We start from the raw sequence: 14,257 nt of genomic DNA, 5'->3' as shown, positions 1-14,257 counted from the left end.
GAGCGGCTGCAGGATTGGTATGTCGCCGGGAAAGGCCTTTTACCTCGCCTGCCAAATCCGGTGGACATCCCGAAAATCTCGTGGACAAAATTTGACGCGCGAAAATTAACTATTTGTTAACGATTGACGCGAATCAGGCGCAAGCGCTAGTTTCCCGGTGTTCTTCTTGTAAGGGGACAGGCGCCATGGAAATTTTTTCTGTGCGGTCTTCTCAGAGTTTGCTATTTAAAAACAATCCTAATAACGCAAAAAGTTCGAAGACCACTGATATTGCAATCGAGACCAAAGCTCCGGCCGCGGCCTCGTTTCAGATCGAAGACAATCTTGACGAGGGCCTCGATTTCACCGCCGTCAGCCCTGGAGAGTTGCGCAATTACGCACGCCAGAGCTTCGACAGCGGCCTGATCGACCAGAACACCTACGCGGCAATTTCCGAGCCCCTGCCGATGCATGCGATCGACCCGCTCGGCAACGTCCTCGATCTCTCCAGCGTCACCGACGGCACCAGCTTCAATTTCCTCGATTATTACAAGAACCAGCTGCAAGTCGCCATGTCGATCGGCGATCCCAACGAGGTTCAGACGCTGAAATCGATCGTCAATTTTCTCGATGGCTGAGTGGTCAGGCTCTACGCCAACCAAGCAGGCCGGGGGTCGCGTGCCATAGCGCCTGGGCGGCAAATCCCATGAAGAGTACGCCGGAGCAACGCACGATCAGCCGCTCATGCGCGCGATAGAAGCGGCGGACCGCGCCGGCGCCGATGACGCCGATCAGGATGATGTCTGCGGTCACGAACCCCAGGAACGACACGCCGAGAAGTACCGGCAATGCCTCGAAATCGAGCGCGCCGGCCGAGCCCGCGACCAGCGCAGTGAAGGTGGCGAGCGCCACCGGATAACCCTTCGGATTGGTGACGCCGAAAATCAGCCCGCGGCGAAACGGTCGCTCGACCATGACAAGCGCCTGCCCCTCCGCTTTCGGCTTAGCATTGACGGCGCTCCAGCCGATCCAGGCAAGATAGAAACCGCAGGCAAGGCCGAGCAGATCAAAGACGAAAGTTCCGATCGTCTTCGCGCCGACGATCGCAATCAACGCCAGCGACGACCAGATAATGTCCCCGACGAGATGTCCCATCATGAAGAAGGCGCCGGCCTTGCGGCCCTGCCCGGCGCCGATGCCGAGCAGCTGCAGGAAGGCAGGTCCCGGGATGAGCACGTAGAAGAGCGCCGCCAGGAAGGCGCCAAACAGCAAAGACTGCGTCATGGAGATGCTCCGGAGGATGATCTCGGCAGACTAGGCGATCCCGTGCCTCCGTCAAGAGTGGTTGCGCTGACAAAGCGGGATCAGGTCGCAAACGCCGCTGCGGCGCCTCCCGGTCCGAAGCGGCAGAGGATATTGTCGGTTCCCGGCGCGCATATGGATAATTCAGGTGGATCGGAATGCGAACAACATCCGGGCCTGTAGATTTCTATTGGAAAATTCCCATGTTATGATGGGTGCCGGCGTCGTCCGCCGTAGGTTCTGCGCGTAGAGACTTGTCTGATGAGCGAAGTGGACGTGCTTTTTTCGACACTGCGACAGGCGGCCGACCCGCAGACGGTCGAGTGCATCGAGAACGTGGTCCTACATGGCGTGGATCGCGATCTTAATCGGATCAATGTGCTCGCCTTTGCCGACAAGCATCATCTCGATGAAGAGAAGACGATCGCAGCATTTCTTCATGCAGCGCGCATAGGCGCGTTCGAGATGACCTGGAATGTCCTTTGCCCAGGATGCGGCGGCGTCCTCGACAGCGGCGCAACCCTCAAAGGGGTCGTCCACGACACATACCATTGCGCGCTCTGCGCCGCCGGATACGAGCCGACCCTCGACGAGATGGTCGAGGTGACCTTCACGGTCAGTCCGCGCGTGCGCAGGATCGCCGCCCATGACCCCGATCGGTTGTCTCCGCCTGAGTATTATCGTCAAATCTTTTTCAGCTCCGGTGTCGACTTGCCGGAGGATCTGGAAGCGAAATTCGAACGCATTATGCTGGAAATGATCGAACTGGCTCCGGGCGAGAAGGCTTTTGTCTCGCTGCAACTGCCGGCGCAATTCGTCATCATCTTCGATGCGGTGACACACTCGGCGCAGTTCATCGACGTGAAAGGCGAGCCGACCAGCGAGCGTCAGAACCTCTCGATGGTCATCAGCCGCACGCATGCGCTGAACGAAACGCTGACGCTGCGCCCCGGTTTGCTGCGGCTCACCCTCGAAAATCACACAGATCGTAGAGTTGTGCCGAATGTTTGCATCGCAGGAGATGAGCTGCATGACCTGCTGGGCCGCAGACGGGCTTTTCTGACGGCCAAGCGGCTGCTGACGAACCAGAGTTTCCGGGACATCTATCGGACTGACACTCTCGACGTCGACCAGCGCCTCAAGATCACAAGCCTGACGTTCCTCTTCACTGACTTGAGGGGCTCGACGGCTCTTTACGAGCGCGTCGGAGATCTTGCCGCTTTCGATCTGGTGAGAGCACATTTCAGGGTTCTTCACGAGATTGTTGCGACCGAGGCCGGTGCGGTCGTCAAGACCATAGGCGATGCGGTCATGGCGACCTTTCCGAGCCCGGACCGCGCCGTGGCGGCCGCGCTGCGGATGCGCCAAGCGATGCTCCGACTGAATGCCGAACACGGTAGCGACGATCTTCTCCTGAAGATCGGCATCCATGAGGGGCCATGCCTCGCGGTCAACCTGAACGACCGGCAGGACTACTTTGGCCAGACCGTCAACATCGCCTCCCGCGTCCAGGGCCTTGCCGATCCCAATGTGATCATGACGACGGAGGCGATTGTCGGGGATGCCCGAGTTTCAGATATCCTACGCGACAGCGGCATTTCATCGGACTCCCGGATGGAGGAGCTTCAAGGCATCGGGAGAGAGGTAAGAATCTTCGCCCTGTCGTAAGCTGCGTCCGTTCTTCGGCGTCAGCCGACCTGGTCAGCCAGCGCTGGCGACGCATTTATGCTGACATTCTCAGCCCACGAAAAAGCCCGCACGGCACAAATGCCGGCGGGCTCATATCCGTTCAAAGGCGAAGCAAGATTACTTCGCGAGGTTACGCTTGCCGAGCGTGCGCAGGCGCAGCGCGTTGAGCTTGATGAAGCCGGCCGCGTCCTTCTGGTCGTAGGCGCCCTGATCGTCCTCGAACGTGACGAGCTTGTCGGAATAGAGCGACTTTTCGCTCTCGCGGCCGATGACCATGACATTGCCCTTGTAGAGCTTCAGCGTCACTTCGCCTTCCACATGCTCCTGGCTCTTGTCGATCAGTGCCTGCAGCATCTCGCGCTCCGGAGAGAACCAGAAGCCGTAATAGATCAGCTCGGCGTAACGCGGCATGATCTCGTCCTTGAGATGGGCAGCACCACGGTCGAGGGTGATCGATTCGATGGCGCGGTGCGCCGAGAGCAGGATCGTGCCGCCGGGCGTTTCGTAGACGCCGCGCGACTTCATACCGACGAAACGGTTCTCGACGAGATCGAGGCGGCCGATGCCGTTGTCGCGGCCGTAATTGTTGAGCGTTGCGAGCAGCGTCGCCGGAGACATCTCGACACCGTTGATCGACACGGCATCGCCCTTGCGGAAGCCGACCTTGATTGTTGTCGCCTTGTCAGGGGCTGCTTCCGGCGAGATCGTGCGCATATGCACATATTCCGGAGCTTCCTGCGCCGGATCTTCCAGAACCTTGCCCTCAGAAGAGGAGTGCAGCAGGTTGGCGTCGACGGAGAAGGGAGCCTCGCCCTTTTTGTCCTTGGCAACCGGGATCTGATGCTGCTCGGCGAAGGCGAGCAGATCGGTGCGGCTCTTGAAGGACCAATCACGCCACGGCGCAATGATCTTGATATCCGGGTTCAGGGCATAGGCGGAGAGTTCGAAACGGACCTGGTCGTTGCCCTTGCCGGTCGCGCCGTGGGCGATCGCATCGGCACCAGTCTTCCGGGCAATATCGATGAGGTGTTTCGAAATCAGCGGACGGGCGATCGACGTGCCAAGCAGGTAGACACCTTCGTAGACGGCATTGGCGCGGAACATCGGGAAGACGAAATCGCGCACGAATTCCTCGCGCACGTCCTCGATATAGATCTCCTTGATGCCGAGCATCTCGGCCTTCTTGCGCGCCGGCTCCAGCTCTTCGCCCTGGCCGAGATCGGCGGTGAAGGTGACGACTTCGGCGCCGAGTTCCGTCTGCAGCCACTTCAGGATGATCGAGGTGTCGAGGCCACCGGAATAGGCGAGCACGACTTTCTTCACGTCTTTGTATGATGCCATGGTGATGAGTCCGTTACATAAAGGCCGGCGAAAACCCGGTGTCGCGGCACTTTTAGCGAGATTGACGCGTGACGCAAGGGCAAGCCAGACACCACAAGCCCGGTTTAGAGATGGGCCGCGATATTCATACGCCGATGCAGGATGCGAACAATCGTCAACACATCTTCGGTCTCAGTGTAAATGACGAAATGCGAGCGAAACGCCAGGGCGGTGTAGCCGCTCCTCAATCCCATGATTTTGCGGCCTCGCTTTGTCTGTGCTGCAAGCGCCCCGCAGTCATCCCGAAGCGCAAAGATATAGTCCTCGGCTTGACCTTGGCCCCATTTCTCTTCGGTATAGTCATAAATCCTGTCGATATCGTCGACAGCAGCTGGCGAGAGAAGAAGCGCTTTCATCGGCGGGCGTGTCGCGCTCGCTTTCCCTCGATAAAAGCATCAAAATCAAAAGGCCGTGGCTTGCCGGATTTCTCACCGTCGATAATGGCTGCCTCGATTGCCGCAAGCTCTGCCTCGCGCTGAAGAAGCCTCAAGCCGGCGTCAATCACCTCGTCTGCGGAGCCATAGGCTCCCTGATCGAGCTGATTGCCGATAAATTCCTCCATGTGGTCATCGATTCTGACGGATACGACCTTGGCCACGTGCGGGTACCTCGCAGGTTTGACTTGCATTTCGAAACTACCATATTCGGCATTGTCCGAACAATGCTCCGAGGAGAGGCAGCCCGTGACGAATATTCAAGACATTTTCAAGAAGTCCAATGTTGCCGTCATCACCGGCGGCGCTTCCGGTATCGGCTTTGCCGCGGCAAAACACTTTGCCAAGGCCGGCATGAGCGTCGTCATCGCCGATCTCGGCGGCGATCGGCTGGCCAATGCCGCCGAAGAACTCAAGGCAATTGCCGGCGAGGAAGATGTGATGGCGGTGGAAACCGATGTCGCCAGCCGGGACTCCCTGGAGGCGCTCGAACGTGCCGTGCTCCAGCGTTTCGGCCGCGTGCATGTGCTGATGAACAATGCCGGCATCGGCCCGGAAACCTCGATCTTCAGCCCGCAGACGAACTGGGATCATATCTTCGCCGTCAACCTAATGGGTGTCATCAACGGCACGCGCACCTTCGGCCCGAAGATGCTGTCGCATGGCGAGCCCGGCCTCATCATCAACACCGGCTCAAAGCAGGGCATCACCACCCCGCCCGGCAACCCCGCCTACAACATCTCAAAATCAGGCGTGAAGGTTTTCACCGAGGCGTTGGAGCACGAGCTGCGCAATACTGCTGGCGCAAAGATCTCGGCGCATCTCCTCATCCCAGGCTTCGTTTTCACCGGCCTCACCAAGGGCGAGCGCGTGGAAAAGCCGGCAGCAGCCTGGACGCCGGAGCAGACCGTCGATTTCATGGTCGAAAGCCTCGAACGCGGCGATTTCTACATCCTCTGCCCCGACAACGACGTTGCCCGCCCGGTCGACGAACGCCGCATGGCCTGGGCAGCCGGCGACATCATCGAGAACCGTCCCCCGCTGTCGCGCTGGCACAAGGACTATGCCGACAAGTTCAAGGCTTTCCTGGAACAGAAGTGATCGGCGCCATCAGCAGGTTTGATTGGTAATTTTCTGAAAGCCGGGTAAGAGATCGTCAGGTCTTTCCGGCTTTCCGAGTGTGCCATGGATTTCCTGCCCAGTCTGCCGACCCTTCTCGCCTTTGCCGCCGCGACGCTCCTGCTTGCGGCGACCCCAGGCCCCGACATGACGCTGTCGATCAGCCGCGCGCTGGCCCAGGGCAAGAAGGCGGCTCTCTTCGTTGTCGTCGGCACCAGCCTCGGCATCGTCGTCCACACCATGCTGGTCGCCTTCGGCATTTCGGCGCTGATCACTGCTTCGCCGACAGCCTTTCTCATGCTGAAGACCGGCGGCGCGGCCTATCTGTTCTGGCTGGCGATGCAGGCGATCCGCTTCGGCTCGAAGCTCACCGTCGCCAAGACCGAGACGCAGAAGGGCTCAGCACTTGCCAACATCTCGTCGGGCTTCTGGGTCAATCTTCTGAACCCGAAGGTCATCATCTTCTTCATGACCTTCCTGCCGCAATTCGTCAGCGCCGGCGATCCCGCCGTCACGCAGAAGCTGCTTTTCCTTGGGCTTTGCTTCATCCTGATCGGCATGCCCGTCAATGCCAGCGTAATCTTTGCCGCCGATTGGCTCACCGCCTGGCTGCAGAACAACAAGAAGGTGCTGCGCGGCATGGACTATACCTTTGCCGGCGTCTTCTCGATCTTCGCAGCCAAGATCCTGCTCACCCAGGCAAAATAATCCGCTTCGGCCAGCCGATAAGCACGCTTTTGGCTCAGCCAATCAGCAAAGCATCGTCATCGAGCGTCTGGCCGCGCATCTTGCGGAACATGGCGATCAGGTCTTCGACCTGCAGGTTCTTCCTGTTGTCGCCTGCCACGTCGAGAACGATCTCGCCGCCGTGCAGCATGATCGTGCGATGGCCGTAATCCAGCGCCTGGCGCATGGAGTGCGTCACCATCATCGTCGTCAGCTTGCGCTCAGCGACAATCTTCTGCGTGAGGTTCATCACGAACTCGGCCATACCGGGGTCGAGTGCCGCCGTATGTTCGTCGAGCAGCAGCACTTCCGAGCCGGCGAGTGTTGCCATGACGAGCGAGACGGCCTGCCGCTGCCCACCGGAGAGCAGATCCATCCGGTCCTTCAGCCGGTTTTCCAGCCCGAGATTGAGTTCGGCAATCCGCTCCCTGAAATAGTCGCGCCTCTTACCAGCGAGCGCCGGCGCAAGCCCGCGCTTTTCGCCGCGCCGCGCAGCGAGAGCGAGGTTTTCCTCGATCGACAATGAGCCACAGCTTCCCGTCAGCGGATCCTGGAAGACGCGCGCAACCAGACCGGCGCGCGCCGCCGTCGACTTGCGCGTCACCTCGTTCTTGCCGATCAGCACCTGCCCTTCGCTCGGAATGACGTCGCCGGCAAGCACGCCGAGCAGCGTCGATTTGCCGGCGCCGTTGGAGCCGATGACGGTGACGAAGGAACCCTGCTCGATGGTCAGGTTGACGCCGTTGAGCGCCTGCTTCTGCAGCGGCGTGCCACGACCGAAAACGACCTTGATGTCCTTGACGCTGATCATGATGCGGCACCTCGGCGAAGACGGGGAAGGATGAGTGCCACGGTCACCAACACCGCCGTAACGAAATTGAGGTCGGAGGCCTGCAAGCCGATGACGTCACTCGAAAGCGCCAGTTGGATGGCGATGCGATAGAGGATCGAGCCGAGCACACAGCCGATCAACGCCATCAGCAGTCCCCGGCGCCCCAGCAGCGTCTCGCCGATGATGACGGCGGCAAGCCCCACGACGATCGTACCGACGCCCGAGGTGACGTCGGCAAAGCCATTCGTCTGGGCAAACAATGCGCCGCCGAGCGCCACCAGCGCATTGGAGATCGCCATGCCGAGGTAGATCTGCCGGCTGGTATCGACGCCTTGCGCCCGGGCCATTCTGGCATTGGCGCCGGTCGCCCGCATGGCAAGCCCGGCATCGCTTTCGAGAAAGCGCCAGACCAGGATGAGGGCAACGACCACAAGCACGCCGACGAAGAGTGGTCGCACATAGAAATCACGAAGGCCATGGCCGAAGAACGGGCTGATCATCGTATCGGCGTTGATGAGCGCGACGTTGGGTTTGCCCATCACCCTTAGATTGACGGAAAAGAGCGCAATCATCGTCAGGATCGAGGCGAGCAGGTTGAGGATCTTGAAGCGCACGTTGAGCAGCGCCGTCACCATGCCCGCGCCGGCACCCGCCGCCATGGCGATCAGCGCCGCGAGCCATGCATTGACGCCGGCAATAATCAGCACCGCGGTTACCGCCGCACCGAGCGGAAAGGAGCCGTCCACCGTCAGATCAGGAAAATCGAGGACGCGGAAAGCGAGATAGACGCCGAGAGCGACGAAGGAATAGACCAGGCCGAGCTCGACGGCTCCCCAGAATGCGATTTGGCTCAAGGCTTTCAGCCCCTTTTTGTTTCCGTTCCGCCCGTCGCGAAACCGCAGCCTTGTAATACTTCAGCCGCCCCCGTGCAAACCGGAGCGGCTGAATGTGAACAGGCCGATGGAACTATGGCAGTTTATTCGATGACCTTGTTGGCGCGCTTAAGCACGCTCTCAGGCAGGGTGACGCCCATCTTGGCCGCAGCAGCCTTGTTGACGACGAGGTCGCTGCCGGCGGCGGTCTTGACCGCGATATCGCCCGGGTTTTCACCCTTCAGCACGCGTACGACGATCTCACCGGTCTGCTTGCCGACATCGTAATAGTTGAAGCCGAGGGCAGCGACCGAACCGCGCGAAACCGAATCGGTATCGGCGGTGAAGAGCGGCAGCTTGCTCTCTTCGGCTACAGCAACGGCGCCTTCGAGCGCGGAGATGATCGTGTTGTCGGTCGGGATGTAAATCGCATCGGCGCGGCCGACGAGGGCGCGCGCCGCACCCTGGACCTCGGCGGATTTGGTGGCGGCCGATTCCACAACCGTCAGGCCGGCCTTCTGGGCCTCGGCCTTCAGCACGGCGAGCAGCGAAACCGAGTTCGCCTCACCTGAGTTGTAGAGATAGCCGATGGTTTTCACATCAGGCAGGATTTCCTTGATCAGGGCCAGGTGCTCGGCGACCGGCGACATGTCGGAAAGGCCGGTGACATTGCCGCCGGGCTTGTCCATGTTCTTGACGAGCTGGGCACCGAGCGGGTCGGACACTGCGGTGAAGACGACAGGAATGTCGCGCGCCGCGGAGACGACGGCCTGGGCCGATGGCGTCGAGATCGGCACGATGACATTGGGCTCGTCGCCGGCGAACTGGCGGGCGATCTGGGCAGCGGTGGCCGGATTGCCCTGGGCCGACTCGAACACGAATTTCAGGTTCTCGCCCTCTTTGTAGCCGGCCGCCGTCAGCACATCGAGAACGCCCTTGCGGGCCGCATCCAGCGCCGGATGCTCGACGATCGCCGTCACGGCAACCGTCACATTGTCAGCCTTTGCAGGCAGGGAAAGGGCCAAAGTGGCGGCAAGAGCGAGCAAAATCGGGCGCATGGGCATCCTCCTCAAATGATTTTGGCCGCACTATTAGAAAAAGCGCATGCTTAAATCAATGCAGGAGAATTGTAGCGAGGATCAAACTTGCTGATCAGTCGTCGGCGCCGTGATTGGCGATCATCATCGCTTCGAAGGCCAGGCGCTCGGTTTTGCGCATGCGCTCGGATTCCGATTTCAGCTGGCCGCAGGCAGCAAGAATGTCGCGGCCGCGCGGCGTTCGGATCGGCGAAGCATAACCTGCCGAATTGATGAAATCGGCAAACTTCTCGATCTGCTCCCAGTCCGAACACTGGTAATTGGTGCCGGGCCAGGGATTGAACGGGATCAGGTTGATTTTCGCCGGGACGCCCTTCAAGAGCTTGATCAGCCCCTTGGCGTCCTCGAGGCTGTCGTTGACATCCTTCAGCATCACATATTCGAAGGTGATGCGCCGCGCGTTCGAAAGTCCTGGATAGGCCTTGCAGGCGTCGATCAGTTCCTTCAGCGGATACTTCTTGTTGATCGGCACCAGGATGTCGCGCAGGTCGTCGCGCACCGCATGCAGCGAAATTGCCAGCATGACGCCGATCTCTTCGCCGGTGCGGAAAATCTCCGGCACCACGCCTGACGTGGAAAGCGTCACGCGCCGCTTGGAGAGCGACAGGCCATCACCATCCGTGGCGATCAGCAATGCCTGCTTGACGGCGTCGAAATTATAGAGCGGCTCACCCATGCCCATCATCACGATGTTGCTGACCTTGCGGCCTTCGGCAGGCATGATCGTGCCCTGCGGCGCTTCGCGGTCCGGGAAGTCACCAAGCCGGTCGCGGGCGAGCAGCAGCTGCGAGAGAATTTCTTCCGCCGTCAGGTTGCGCACCAGGCGCTGTGTGCCGGTATGACAGAAGGAACAGGTCAGCGTGCAGCCGACCTGGCTGGAAATGCAGAGCGTTCCGCGGCCCTCTTCCGGAATATAGACCGCCTCGATCTCGACAGGACGTCCTGCGCCCCGCGGGGGAAAGCGCAGCAGCCATTTGCGCGTGCCGTCGTTGGAGACCTGTTCCTCGACGATCTCGGGACGCTCAATGGTGAAATGCCGCTTCAGCATCTCGCGCATGTCCTTGGCAACATTCGTCATGTGATCGAAGTCGGAAACCCCGCGCACATAGATCCAGTTCCAGAGCTGGGAGACGCGCATCTTGATCTGCTTTTCGGCGACGCCCTTTTCACGAAGCGCTGCTCCCATTTCTTCGCGGGACAGGCCGATCAGCGACGGCTTCTCGACGCCGGCAGAGCCGCGCGCGGCCTGAGGCTTGGTGACATCAAACGCATCCATGACGGACATAGTCTTTCATCCCGAAGTCGGACATGTAACCGCTCCGCAAGCCCAAAAACTTGCCGGGATAAGCCGGAAGACTTGCGGGCGCATGACGGCACATTGGCAGAAAATGAATGGCGGAAGGCGACTGATATCGCGATCTGTCCGCTGTTGGCCGCGGGCTTTAGCATCATTTTGCCCGCGCGTCACTAGAGATGGAAACGACAAAGGCCGGCGCAAGGCCGGCCCATGAGATTTTGCGAACAAAAAGCCGTTTACTTGCAGCTTTCGATCTGCTTCAGCGCGGCCGAGATGCCGGAGAGCGAATAGCTGTAGGAAGTGCCGGTGCCCTTGCGCGAAACGGCATTCACCGTCATCGAATGACCCGTTTTCATTGCTGCGACGAGCGCCGGCTCCTGGGCGGCATTTTCAACCCAGCCGGCCTTGTCCTTGGTGAACATCACGAAGGTCTTGTTGTCGATGACGACGTTGATCTTCGAATTTTCCTTCACCGTATAGCCCATCATCGCCTGCGGCTCGTAGGAGATATTCTGGCCCGGGCGCTGCGAGACGATGAAGAAATTATCGCCGTGATCGACGCTTGCCGGCTGCTTCGCGGTCGGAACCGACAGCACGTAGCAGACGGTGCTGTTGCCCGACTTGTAGGAGTAGGCGCCCCATGCCTGGAACTGCTGGATGCGTGTCGGCGCGGCAGCGGCCGCGGCCTGCTGCGCCGTCGCAACTCCGGCCATGACAAAGGTGAGTGCGAGGGCGGATACGATACTTTTTACAAACATGGATTCCTGCCGGTTCTTGCGATTCAAGGCCCGAAGCGATCATAGCGGGCAGCGCATAATCACGATCTGCTTTATTTTGACTTAATTCAGGTTACCAAATGGTCAACAATGGCTGCAATTTGTATCGCCTGTGTCATTTCAGCTCGAGTGTTCAACTTCGCCCCTTCGACGGCATCTGTCGCGACACCTTGTCCCGATGCCATCGACCGTCCGTTCGGCTGAATTTAAGACACAAAGATTCAGGCAAGAGTTTGACCTTTCCCAATTCCGTTGTACCTCATTAAGACTTGGAAATCCGGGACGAAATTTTCGCCGCAGGGGGCTCGTGAGAGGACATGGATGCCGAGGAAAGACAGCGTTTCGCTGCCCTCGCGAAGGCCGTCGCTAGAGATCGCGACCAGCAGGCCTTTTCCATCCTGTTCGATTATTTCGCGCCTCGCCTGAAGGCCTGGCTGATGCGCCAGAAAATGACATCAGGCGAGGCCGAGGAACTGGTCCAGGAAATCATGATCGTGCTTTGGCACAAGGCCGATCTCTACGACGCCACGCGATCCTCGCTTTCGACCTGGCTTTTCCGCATCGCCCGCAATCGCCGGATCGACCTCCAGCGCCGCACCAGCACCCACACCTTCGACGAGACCGACCCGGCCCTACAGCCCCCGGCCGAAATCGGCGCGGACGAAATGATCGCCAACGACGATCGTGACGCCAAGATACGCGCGGCCGTCGGCCAACTGCCGGAAGAACAGCGCGAAATGCTCCGCGCCGCCTTCTTCCTCGGCCAATCGCATTCGGAGATCGCCGAGGCGACCGGGCTGCCGCTCGGCACGGTGAAATCTCGCATCCGGCTTGCCTTCGGCAAGCTCCGCAAAGTACTGGAGCAGGAGATCGCCTAGAGCACGGTGCAGCGGTTTTGGGAAAACTCTAAAGTGCGACGCGCTTTAGATCGTCTTCATCACCTCTTCCGGACCGTCGGCGAGAACGCGGTCGGCCGCCTCGTAGTGGCCCGGCCGGATATGGCCACGCACCATTGCGAAGGCTGCCGAGAGCACGGCAATGTCGTCCGAAAAGCCGATGACAGCGAAAACGTCAGGGATCATATCGATCGGCATGACGAAATAGGCGAGTGCCGCGAGCAGGACGCCGCGCACTTTGGTCGGCGTCTGCGGATCGAGCGCGCAGTAGAAACCGGCGACGACGTCGCGCGAGAACGGAATCTGCCGCACCGCCCGCCGGAAGGTCGGCCAGAATTTCTGCCGAACCGTCCTCTCGCGCCGGCTCTGCGTGTCCTCGTCACCTGGCAACAGGATTTCCCCGAATTTGACGTCGTCCATCCCTCTATCCTTTCGTCCATGCGAACATATGGTGATGGCGCTTCGGCTTTCAATCGGCCCCGTTTTCAAACGACGCGCCGCGCCGCCGCCTTCTCCATCGCCCTGGCGAGCTTGAAATCCAGTTCCGTCAACCCGCCGGCGTCATGCGTGTTCAGTGTCACTTCCACCTTGGAATAGACATTGAACCATTCGGGATGGTGGTTGAGTTTTTCGGCGGCAAGGGCGGCTTCCGTCATGAAGCCGAAAGCCTCGATGAAATTTGAAAACTTGAATGTCTTCGAAATCGCGGAGGCCGTATCGTTGAGCGCCCAGCCCGCAAGCTTGGTCAGCTCAGCCTCGACCGCCGCCCGTTCCAGTCTTTCCCATTTCATGCCATGCTCCTCTTATCTCACTGACGGATCTACCGATGAAACGCATCAGCATCCTCTTCGTTTGCATGGGCAATATATGCCGTTCTCCGCTCGCCGAAGGAATTTTTCGCCATCTCGTCGCGCAAGCGGGTCTGGTCGGCCATTTTACGATTGATTCCGCCGGCACCGGCGGCTGGCATGAAGGCGATCCGCCCGACCAGCGATCGATCGCCACCGCGAAAAGCCACGGCGTCGACATATCCGGGCAGCGTGCCCGCCGCATCCGGCCCGCGGATTTCAGGGATTTTGATCTGATATTGGCCATGGACCGCAACAATGTGGCAGCCCTCGGCAGTGTCGCACCGCCCGAAGCAACCATCCGTCTTTTCGGCGATGCCGCCCTTGGAACCGGAGAGGATATCCCCGATCCCTATTATGGCGGCCCGGACGGTTTCGAGCTGGTCTATACCAGGCTCTTGGCCGGCTGCGGCAGCCTGCTCGAAGCGCTGGGCGTCGAGCGCGCCTCATGCAGCGGGAACACTTCCTCGGTCAGGTAAGGCCCGCCGCCGACCGATTCGCGAGACGAAAGCAGCACGAAGCGCGGCGCCGTGAAGGTTGTGGTGTGGAAGTTGCCGCGCCCGGCCAGATATTGCACCACGTCGTCGAGACGTGAGGATTTGAGCCGTGCCAGCGTCACATGCGGCATGAATTTGCGCGGATCGGGCGGCAGGCCGATGCGCTGGCAGATGCGCTCGATTTCGGCCTGCAGGGCGTACATCTCCGGCGATTGCGAGACGCCGGCCCAGACCGAATGCGGTTTCTTCGAACCGAAGGAACCGATACCTTCGAGCCGGAACTGGAATTCCGGCCGGTCGATCCGGTCGAGGCGTTCAACGATTTCATCGGCCGTGCGGCCATCAACGTCACCGATGAAGCGCAGGGTGATGTGGTAATTCTCCACATCGATCCATCGTGCTCCGGGGAGACCACCGCGCAGCAATGAAAGGCTCATCGCCGCATTGCGCGGAATTTCGAGGGCGGTAAACAGTCTCGGCATAACGAGCACTCCCCGAATCTTTTGCAGGTGC

Annotated in this window: 18 protein-coding genes; 6 read left to right on the top strand and 12 right to left on the bottom strand. The window is 60.0% G+C overall.

The genetic code is table 11. The features are described 5' to 3' along the window. The first annotated feature begins 185 nt into the window (after positions 1-185). Entirely contained in the window at positions 186-617 is a 432-nt protein-coding gene (locus tag EFQ99_RS14620; protein ID WP_126921728.1) for a hypothetical protein, read from the top strand. A 4-nt stretch (positions 618-621) separates the two neighbouring features. Here EFQ99_RS14620 and EFQ99_RS14615 read toward each other — a convergent pair whose 3' ends face one another. Further along, positions 622-1,263: a LysE family translocator gene (locus EFQ99_RS14615; RefSeq protein WP_126921727.1), complete on the bottom strand. Its 642-nt coding sequence runs from the start codon at positions 1,261-1,263 to the stop codon at positions 622-624. 279 nt (positions 1,264-1,542) lie between these two features. Here EFQ99_RS14615 and EFQ99_RS14610 point away from each other — a divergent pair, with 279 nt between their 5' ends. Further along, positions 1,543-2,949 (top strand): adenylate/guanylate cyclase domain-containing protein, encoded by a 1,407-nt coding sequence (locus tag EFQ99_RS14610; protein ID WP_126921726.1) that lies wholly within the window; start codon positions 1,543-1,545, stop codon positions 2,947-2,949. A 138-nt stretch (positions 2,950-3,087) separates the two neighbouring features. On the opposite strand, the gene EFQ99_RS14605 is transcribed toward EFQ99_RS14610, so the two are convergent. From EFQ99_RS14605 to EFQ99_RS14595, 3 genes are all read right to left on the bottom strand, one after another. Beyond that, complete coding sequence (locus EFQ99_RS14605) at positions 3,088-4,311, bottom strand: argininosuccinate synthase (protein WP_126827669.1); 1,224 nt, start codon at positions 4,309-4,311, stop codon at positions 3,088-3,090. A gap of 104 nt (positions 4,312-4,415) precedes the next feature. Further along, the gene (locus EFQ99_RS14600) at positions 4,416-4,706 is read right to left on the bottom strand and encodes a type II toxin-antitoxin system RelE/ParE family toxin (RefSeq protein WP_126921725.1); all 291 of its coding nucleotides are present in this window, start codon (positions 4,704-4,706) and stop codon (positions 4,416-4,418) included. Next, the gene (locus EFQ99_RS14595; RefSeq protein WP_126921724.1) at positions 4,703-4,948 is read right to left on the bottom strand and encodes a type II toxin-antitoxin system ParD family antitoxin; all 246 of its coding nucleotides are present in this window, start codon (positions 4,946-4,948) and stop codon (positions 4,703-4,705) included. Before EFQ99_RS14595 ends, EFQ99_RS14600 begins: the two co-directional genes overlap by 4 nt. An 85-nt stretch (positions 4,949-5,033) precedes the next feature. Here EFQ99_RS14595 and EFQ99_RS14590 point away from each other — a divergent pair, with 85 nt between their 5' ends. Together EFQ99_RS14590 and EFQ99_RS14585 are read left to right on the top strand one after the other, a co-directional pair. After that, a complete protein-coding gene (locus tag EFQ99_RS14590; protein ID WP_126921723.1) occupies positions 5,034-5,885 on the top strand; it encodes an SDR family NAD(P)-dependent oxidoreductase in 852 nt (283 codons plus the stop codon). Between the two features lie 84 nt (positions 5,886-5,969). Further along, the gene (locus tag EFQ99_RS14585) at positions 5,970-6,611 is read left to right on the top strand and encodes a LysE family translocator (RefSeq protein ID WP_126921722.1); all 642 of its coding nucleotides are present in this window, start codon (positions 5,970-5,972) and stop codon (positions 6,609-6,611) included. Between the two features lie 34 nt (positions 6,612-6,645). Here EFQ99_RS14585 and EFQ99_RS14580 read toward each other — a convergent pair whose 3' ends face one another. The 5 genes from EFQ99_RS14580 to EFQ99_RS14560 form a co-directional block, all read right to left on the bottom strand. Continuing rightward, positions 6,646-7,440 carry an ABC transporter ATP-binding protein gene (locus EFQ99_RS14580; protein ID WP_126921721.1) on the bottom strand — a complete coding sequence of 265 codons (795 nt, stop codon included), beginning with the start codon at positions 7,438-7,440 and terminating at the stop codon, positions 6,646-6,648. After that, positions 7,437-8,315: an ABC transporter permease gene (locus EFQ99_RS14575; RefSeq protein WP_126921720.1), complete on the bottom strand. Its 879-nt coding sequence runs from the start codon at positions 8,313-8,315 to the stop codon at positions 7,437-7,439. The genes EFQ99_RS14580 and EFQ99_RS14575 overlap by 4 nt, the downstream gene beginning before the upstream one ends. Before the next feature lie 122 nt (positions 8,316-8,437). Further along, positions 8,438-9,391, bottom strand: coding sequence for an ABC transporter substrate-binding protein (locus EFQ99_RS14570; protein WP_126921719.1), 954 nt, complete (start codon positions 9,389-9,391; stop codon positions 8,438-8,440). Between the two features lie 94 nt (positions 9,392-9,485). After that, positions 9,486-10,715 carry a dual-specificity RNA methyltransferase RlmN gene (gene rlmN, locus EFQ99_RS14565; protein ID WP_126921718.1) on the bottom strand — a complete coding sequence of 410 codons (1,230 nt, stop codon included), beginning with the start codon at positions 10,713-10,715 and terminating at the stop codon, positions 9,486-9,488. A 248-nt stretch (positions 10,716-10,963) separates the two neighbouring features. Beyond that, a complete protein-coding gene (locus EFQ99_RS14560; RefSeq protein WP_126921717.1) occupies positions 10,964-11,485 on the bottom strand; it encodes an invasion associated locus B family protein in 522 nt (173 codons plus the stop codon). Positions 11,486-11,820: 335 nt separating this feature from the next. Between EFQ99_RS14560 and EFQ99_RS14550 the strand changes: the two genes are divergently transcribed. Continuing rightward, a complete protein-coding gene (locus tag EFQ99_RS14550; protein ID WP_126921715.1) occupies positions 11,821-12,381 on the top strand; it encodes a sigma-70 family RNA polymerase sigma factor in 561 nt (186 codons plus the stop codon). A gap of 45 nt (positions 12,382-12,426) precedes the next feature. Here the strand turns inward: EFQ99_RS14550 and EFQ99_RS14545 are convergent, their stop codons facing one another. Together EFQ99_RS14545 and EFQ99_RS14540 are read right to left on the bottom strand one after the other, a co-directional pair. Then, entirely contained in the window at positions 12,427-12,819 is a 393-nt protein-coding gene (locus EFQ99_RS14545) for a YkvA family protein (protein ID WP_126921714.1), read from the bottom strand. A gap of 65 nt (positions 12,820-12,884) precedes the next feature. After that, positions 12,885-13,190, bottom strand: coding sequence for a 4a-hydroxytetrahydrobiopterin dehydratase (locus tag EFQ99_RS14540; protein WP_126921713.1), 306 nt, complete (start codon positions 13,188-13,190; stop codon positions 12,885-12,887). A 35-nt stretch (positions 13,191-13,225) separates the two neighbouring features. Between EFQ99_RS14540 and EFQ99_RS14535 the strand changes: the two genes are divergently transcribed. Then, positions 13,226-13,726: a low molecular weight protein-tyrosine-phosphatase gene (locus EFQ99_RS14535; RefSeq protein ID WP_126921712.1), complete on the top strand. Its 501-nt coding sequence runs from the start codon at positions 13,226-13,228 to the stop codon at positions 13,724-13,726. On the opposite strand, the gene thpR is transcribed toward EFQ99_RS14535, so the two are convergent. Then, complete coding sequence (gene thpR / locus EFQ99_RS14530) at positions 13,633-14,226, bottom strand: RNA 2',3'-cyclic phosphodiesterase (protein ID WP_126921711.1); 594 nt, start codon at positions 14,224-14,226, stop codon at positions 13,633-13,635. The two genes, EFQ99_RS14535 and thpR, sit on opposite strands and share 94 nt — an antisense overlap. Between the last annotated feature and the right edge of the window lie 31 nt (positions 14,227-14,257).

This window comes from Rhizobium vallis, from assembly GCF_003985155.1.
In the GTDB taxonomy this organism is placed as follows: Bacteria; Pseudomonadota; Alphaproteobacteria; order Rhizobiales; family Rhizobiaceae; genus Rhizobium; species Rhizobium vallis.
Note: the sequence above shows the minus strand (reverse complement) of the source record. Positions and strands in the feature narration are given on the sequence as shown.

What these genes read in the sequence shown, in the direction of transcription:
- EFQ99_RS14535 (WP_126921712.1), top strand. Translation starts at nt 13,226, where the DNA reads ATGAAACGCATCAGCATCCTCTTCGTTTGCATGGGCAATATATGCCGT.
- EFQ99_RS14605 (WP_126827669.1), bottom strand. Translation starts at nt 4,311, where the DNA reads ATGGCATCATACAAAGACGTGAAGAAAGTCGTGCTCGCCTATTCCGGT.
- EFQ99_RS14610 (WP_126921726.1), top strand. Translation starts at nt 1,543, where the DNA reads ATGAGCGAAGTGGACGTGCTTTTTTCGACACTGCGACAGGCGGCCGAC.
- EFQ99_RS14615 (WP_126921727.1), bottom strand. Translation starts at nt 1,263, where the DNA reads ATGACGCAGTCTTTGCTGTTTGGCGCCTTCCTGGCGGCGCTCTTCTAC.
- rlmN (WP_126921718.1), bottom strand. Translation starts at nt 10,715, where the DNA reads ATGTCCGTCATGGATGCGTTTGATGTCACCAAGCCTCAGGCCGCGCGC.
- EFQ99_RS14620 (WP_126921728.1), top strand. Translation starts at nt 186, where the DNA reads ATGGAAATTTTTTCTGTGCGGTCTTCTCAGAGTTTGCTATTTAAAAAC.
- EFQ99_RS14585 (WP_126921722.1), top strand. Translation starts at nt 5,970, where the DNA reads ATGGATTTCCTGCCCAGTCTGCCGACCCTTCTCGCCTTTGCCGCCGCG.
- EFQ99_RS14580 (WP_126921721.1), bottom strand. Translation starts at nt 7,440, where the DNA reads ATGATCAGCGTCAAGGACATCAAGGTCGTTTTCGGTCGTGGCACGCCG.
- EFQ99_RS14600 (WP_126921725.1), bottom strand. Translation starts at nt 4,706, where the DNA reads ATGAAAGCGCTTCTTCTCTCGCCAGCTGCTGTCGACGATATCGACAGG.
- EFQ99_RS14570 (WP_126921719.1), bottom strand. Translation starts at nt 9,391, where the DNA reads ATGCGCCCGATTTTGCTCGCTCTTGCCGCCACTTTGGCCCTTTCCCTG.
- EFQ99_RS14560 (WP_126921717.1), bottom strand. Translation starts at nt 11,485, where the DNA reads ATGTTTGTAAAAAGTATCGTATCCGCCCTCGCACTCACCTTTGTCATG.
- EFQ99_RS14545 (WP_126921714.1), bottom strand. Translation starts at nt 12,819, where the DNA reads ATGGACGACGTCAAATTCGGGGAAATCCTGTTGCCAGGTGACGAGGAC.
- EFQ99_RS14550 (WP_126921715.1), top strand. Translation starts at nt 11,821, where the DNA reads ATGGATGCCGAGGAAAGACAGCGTTTCGCTGCCCTCGCGAAGGCCGTC.
- EFQ99_RS14540 (WP_126921713.1), bottom strand. Translation starts at nt 13,190, where the DNA reads ATGAAATGGGAAAGACTGGAACGGGCGGCGGTCGAGGCTGAGCTGACC.
- thpR (WP_126921711.1), bottom strand. Translation starts at nt 14,226, where the DNA reads ATGCCGAGACTGTTTACCGCCCTCGAAATTCCGCGCAATGCGGCGATG.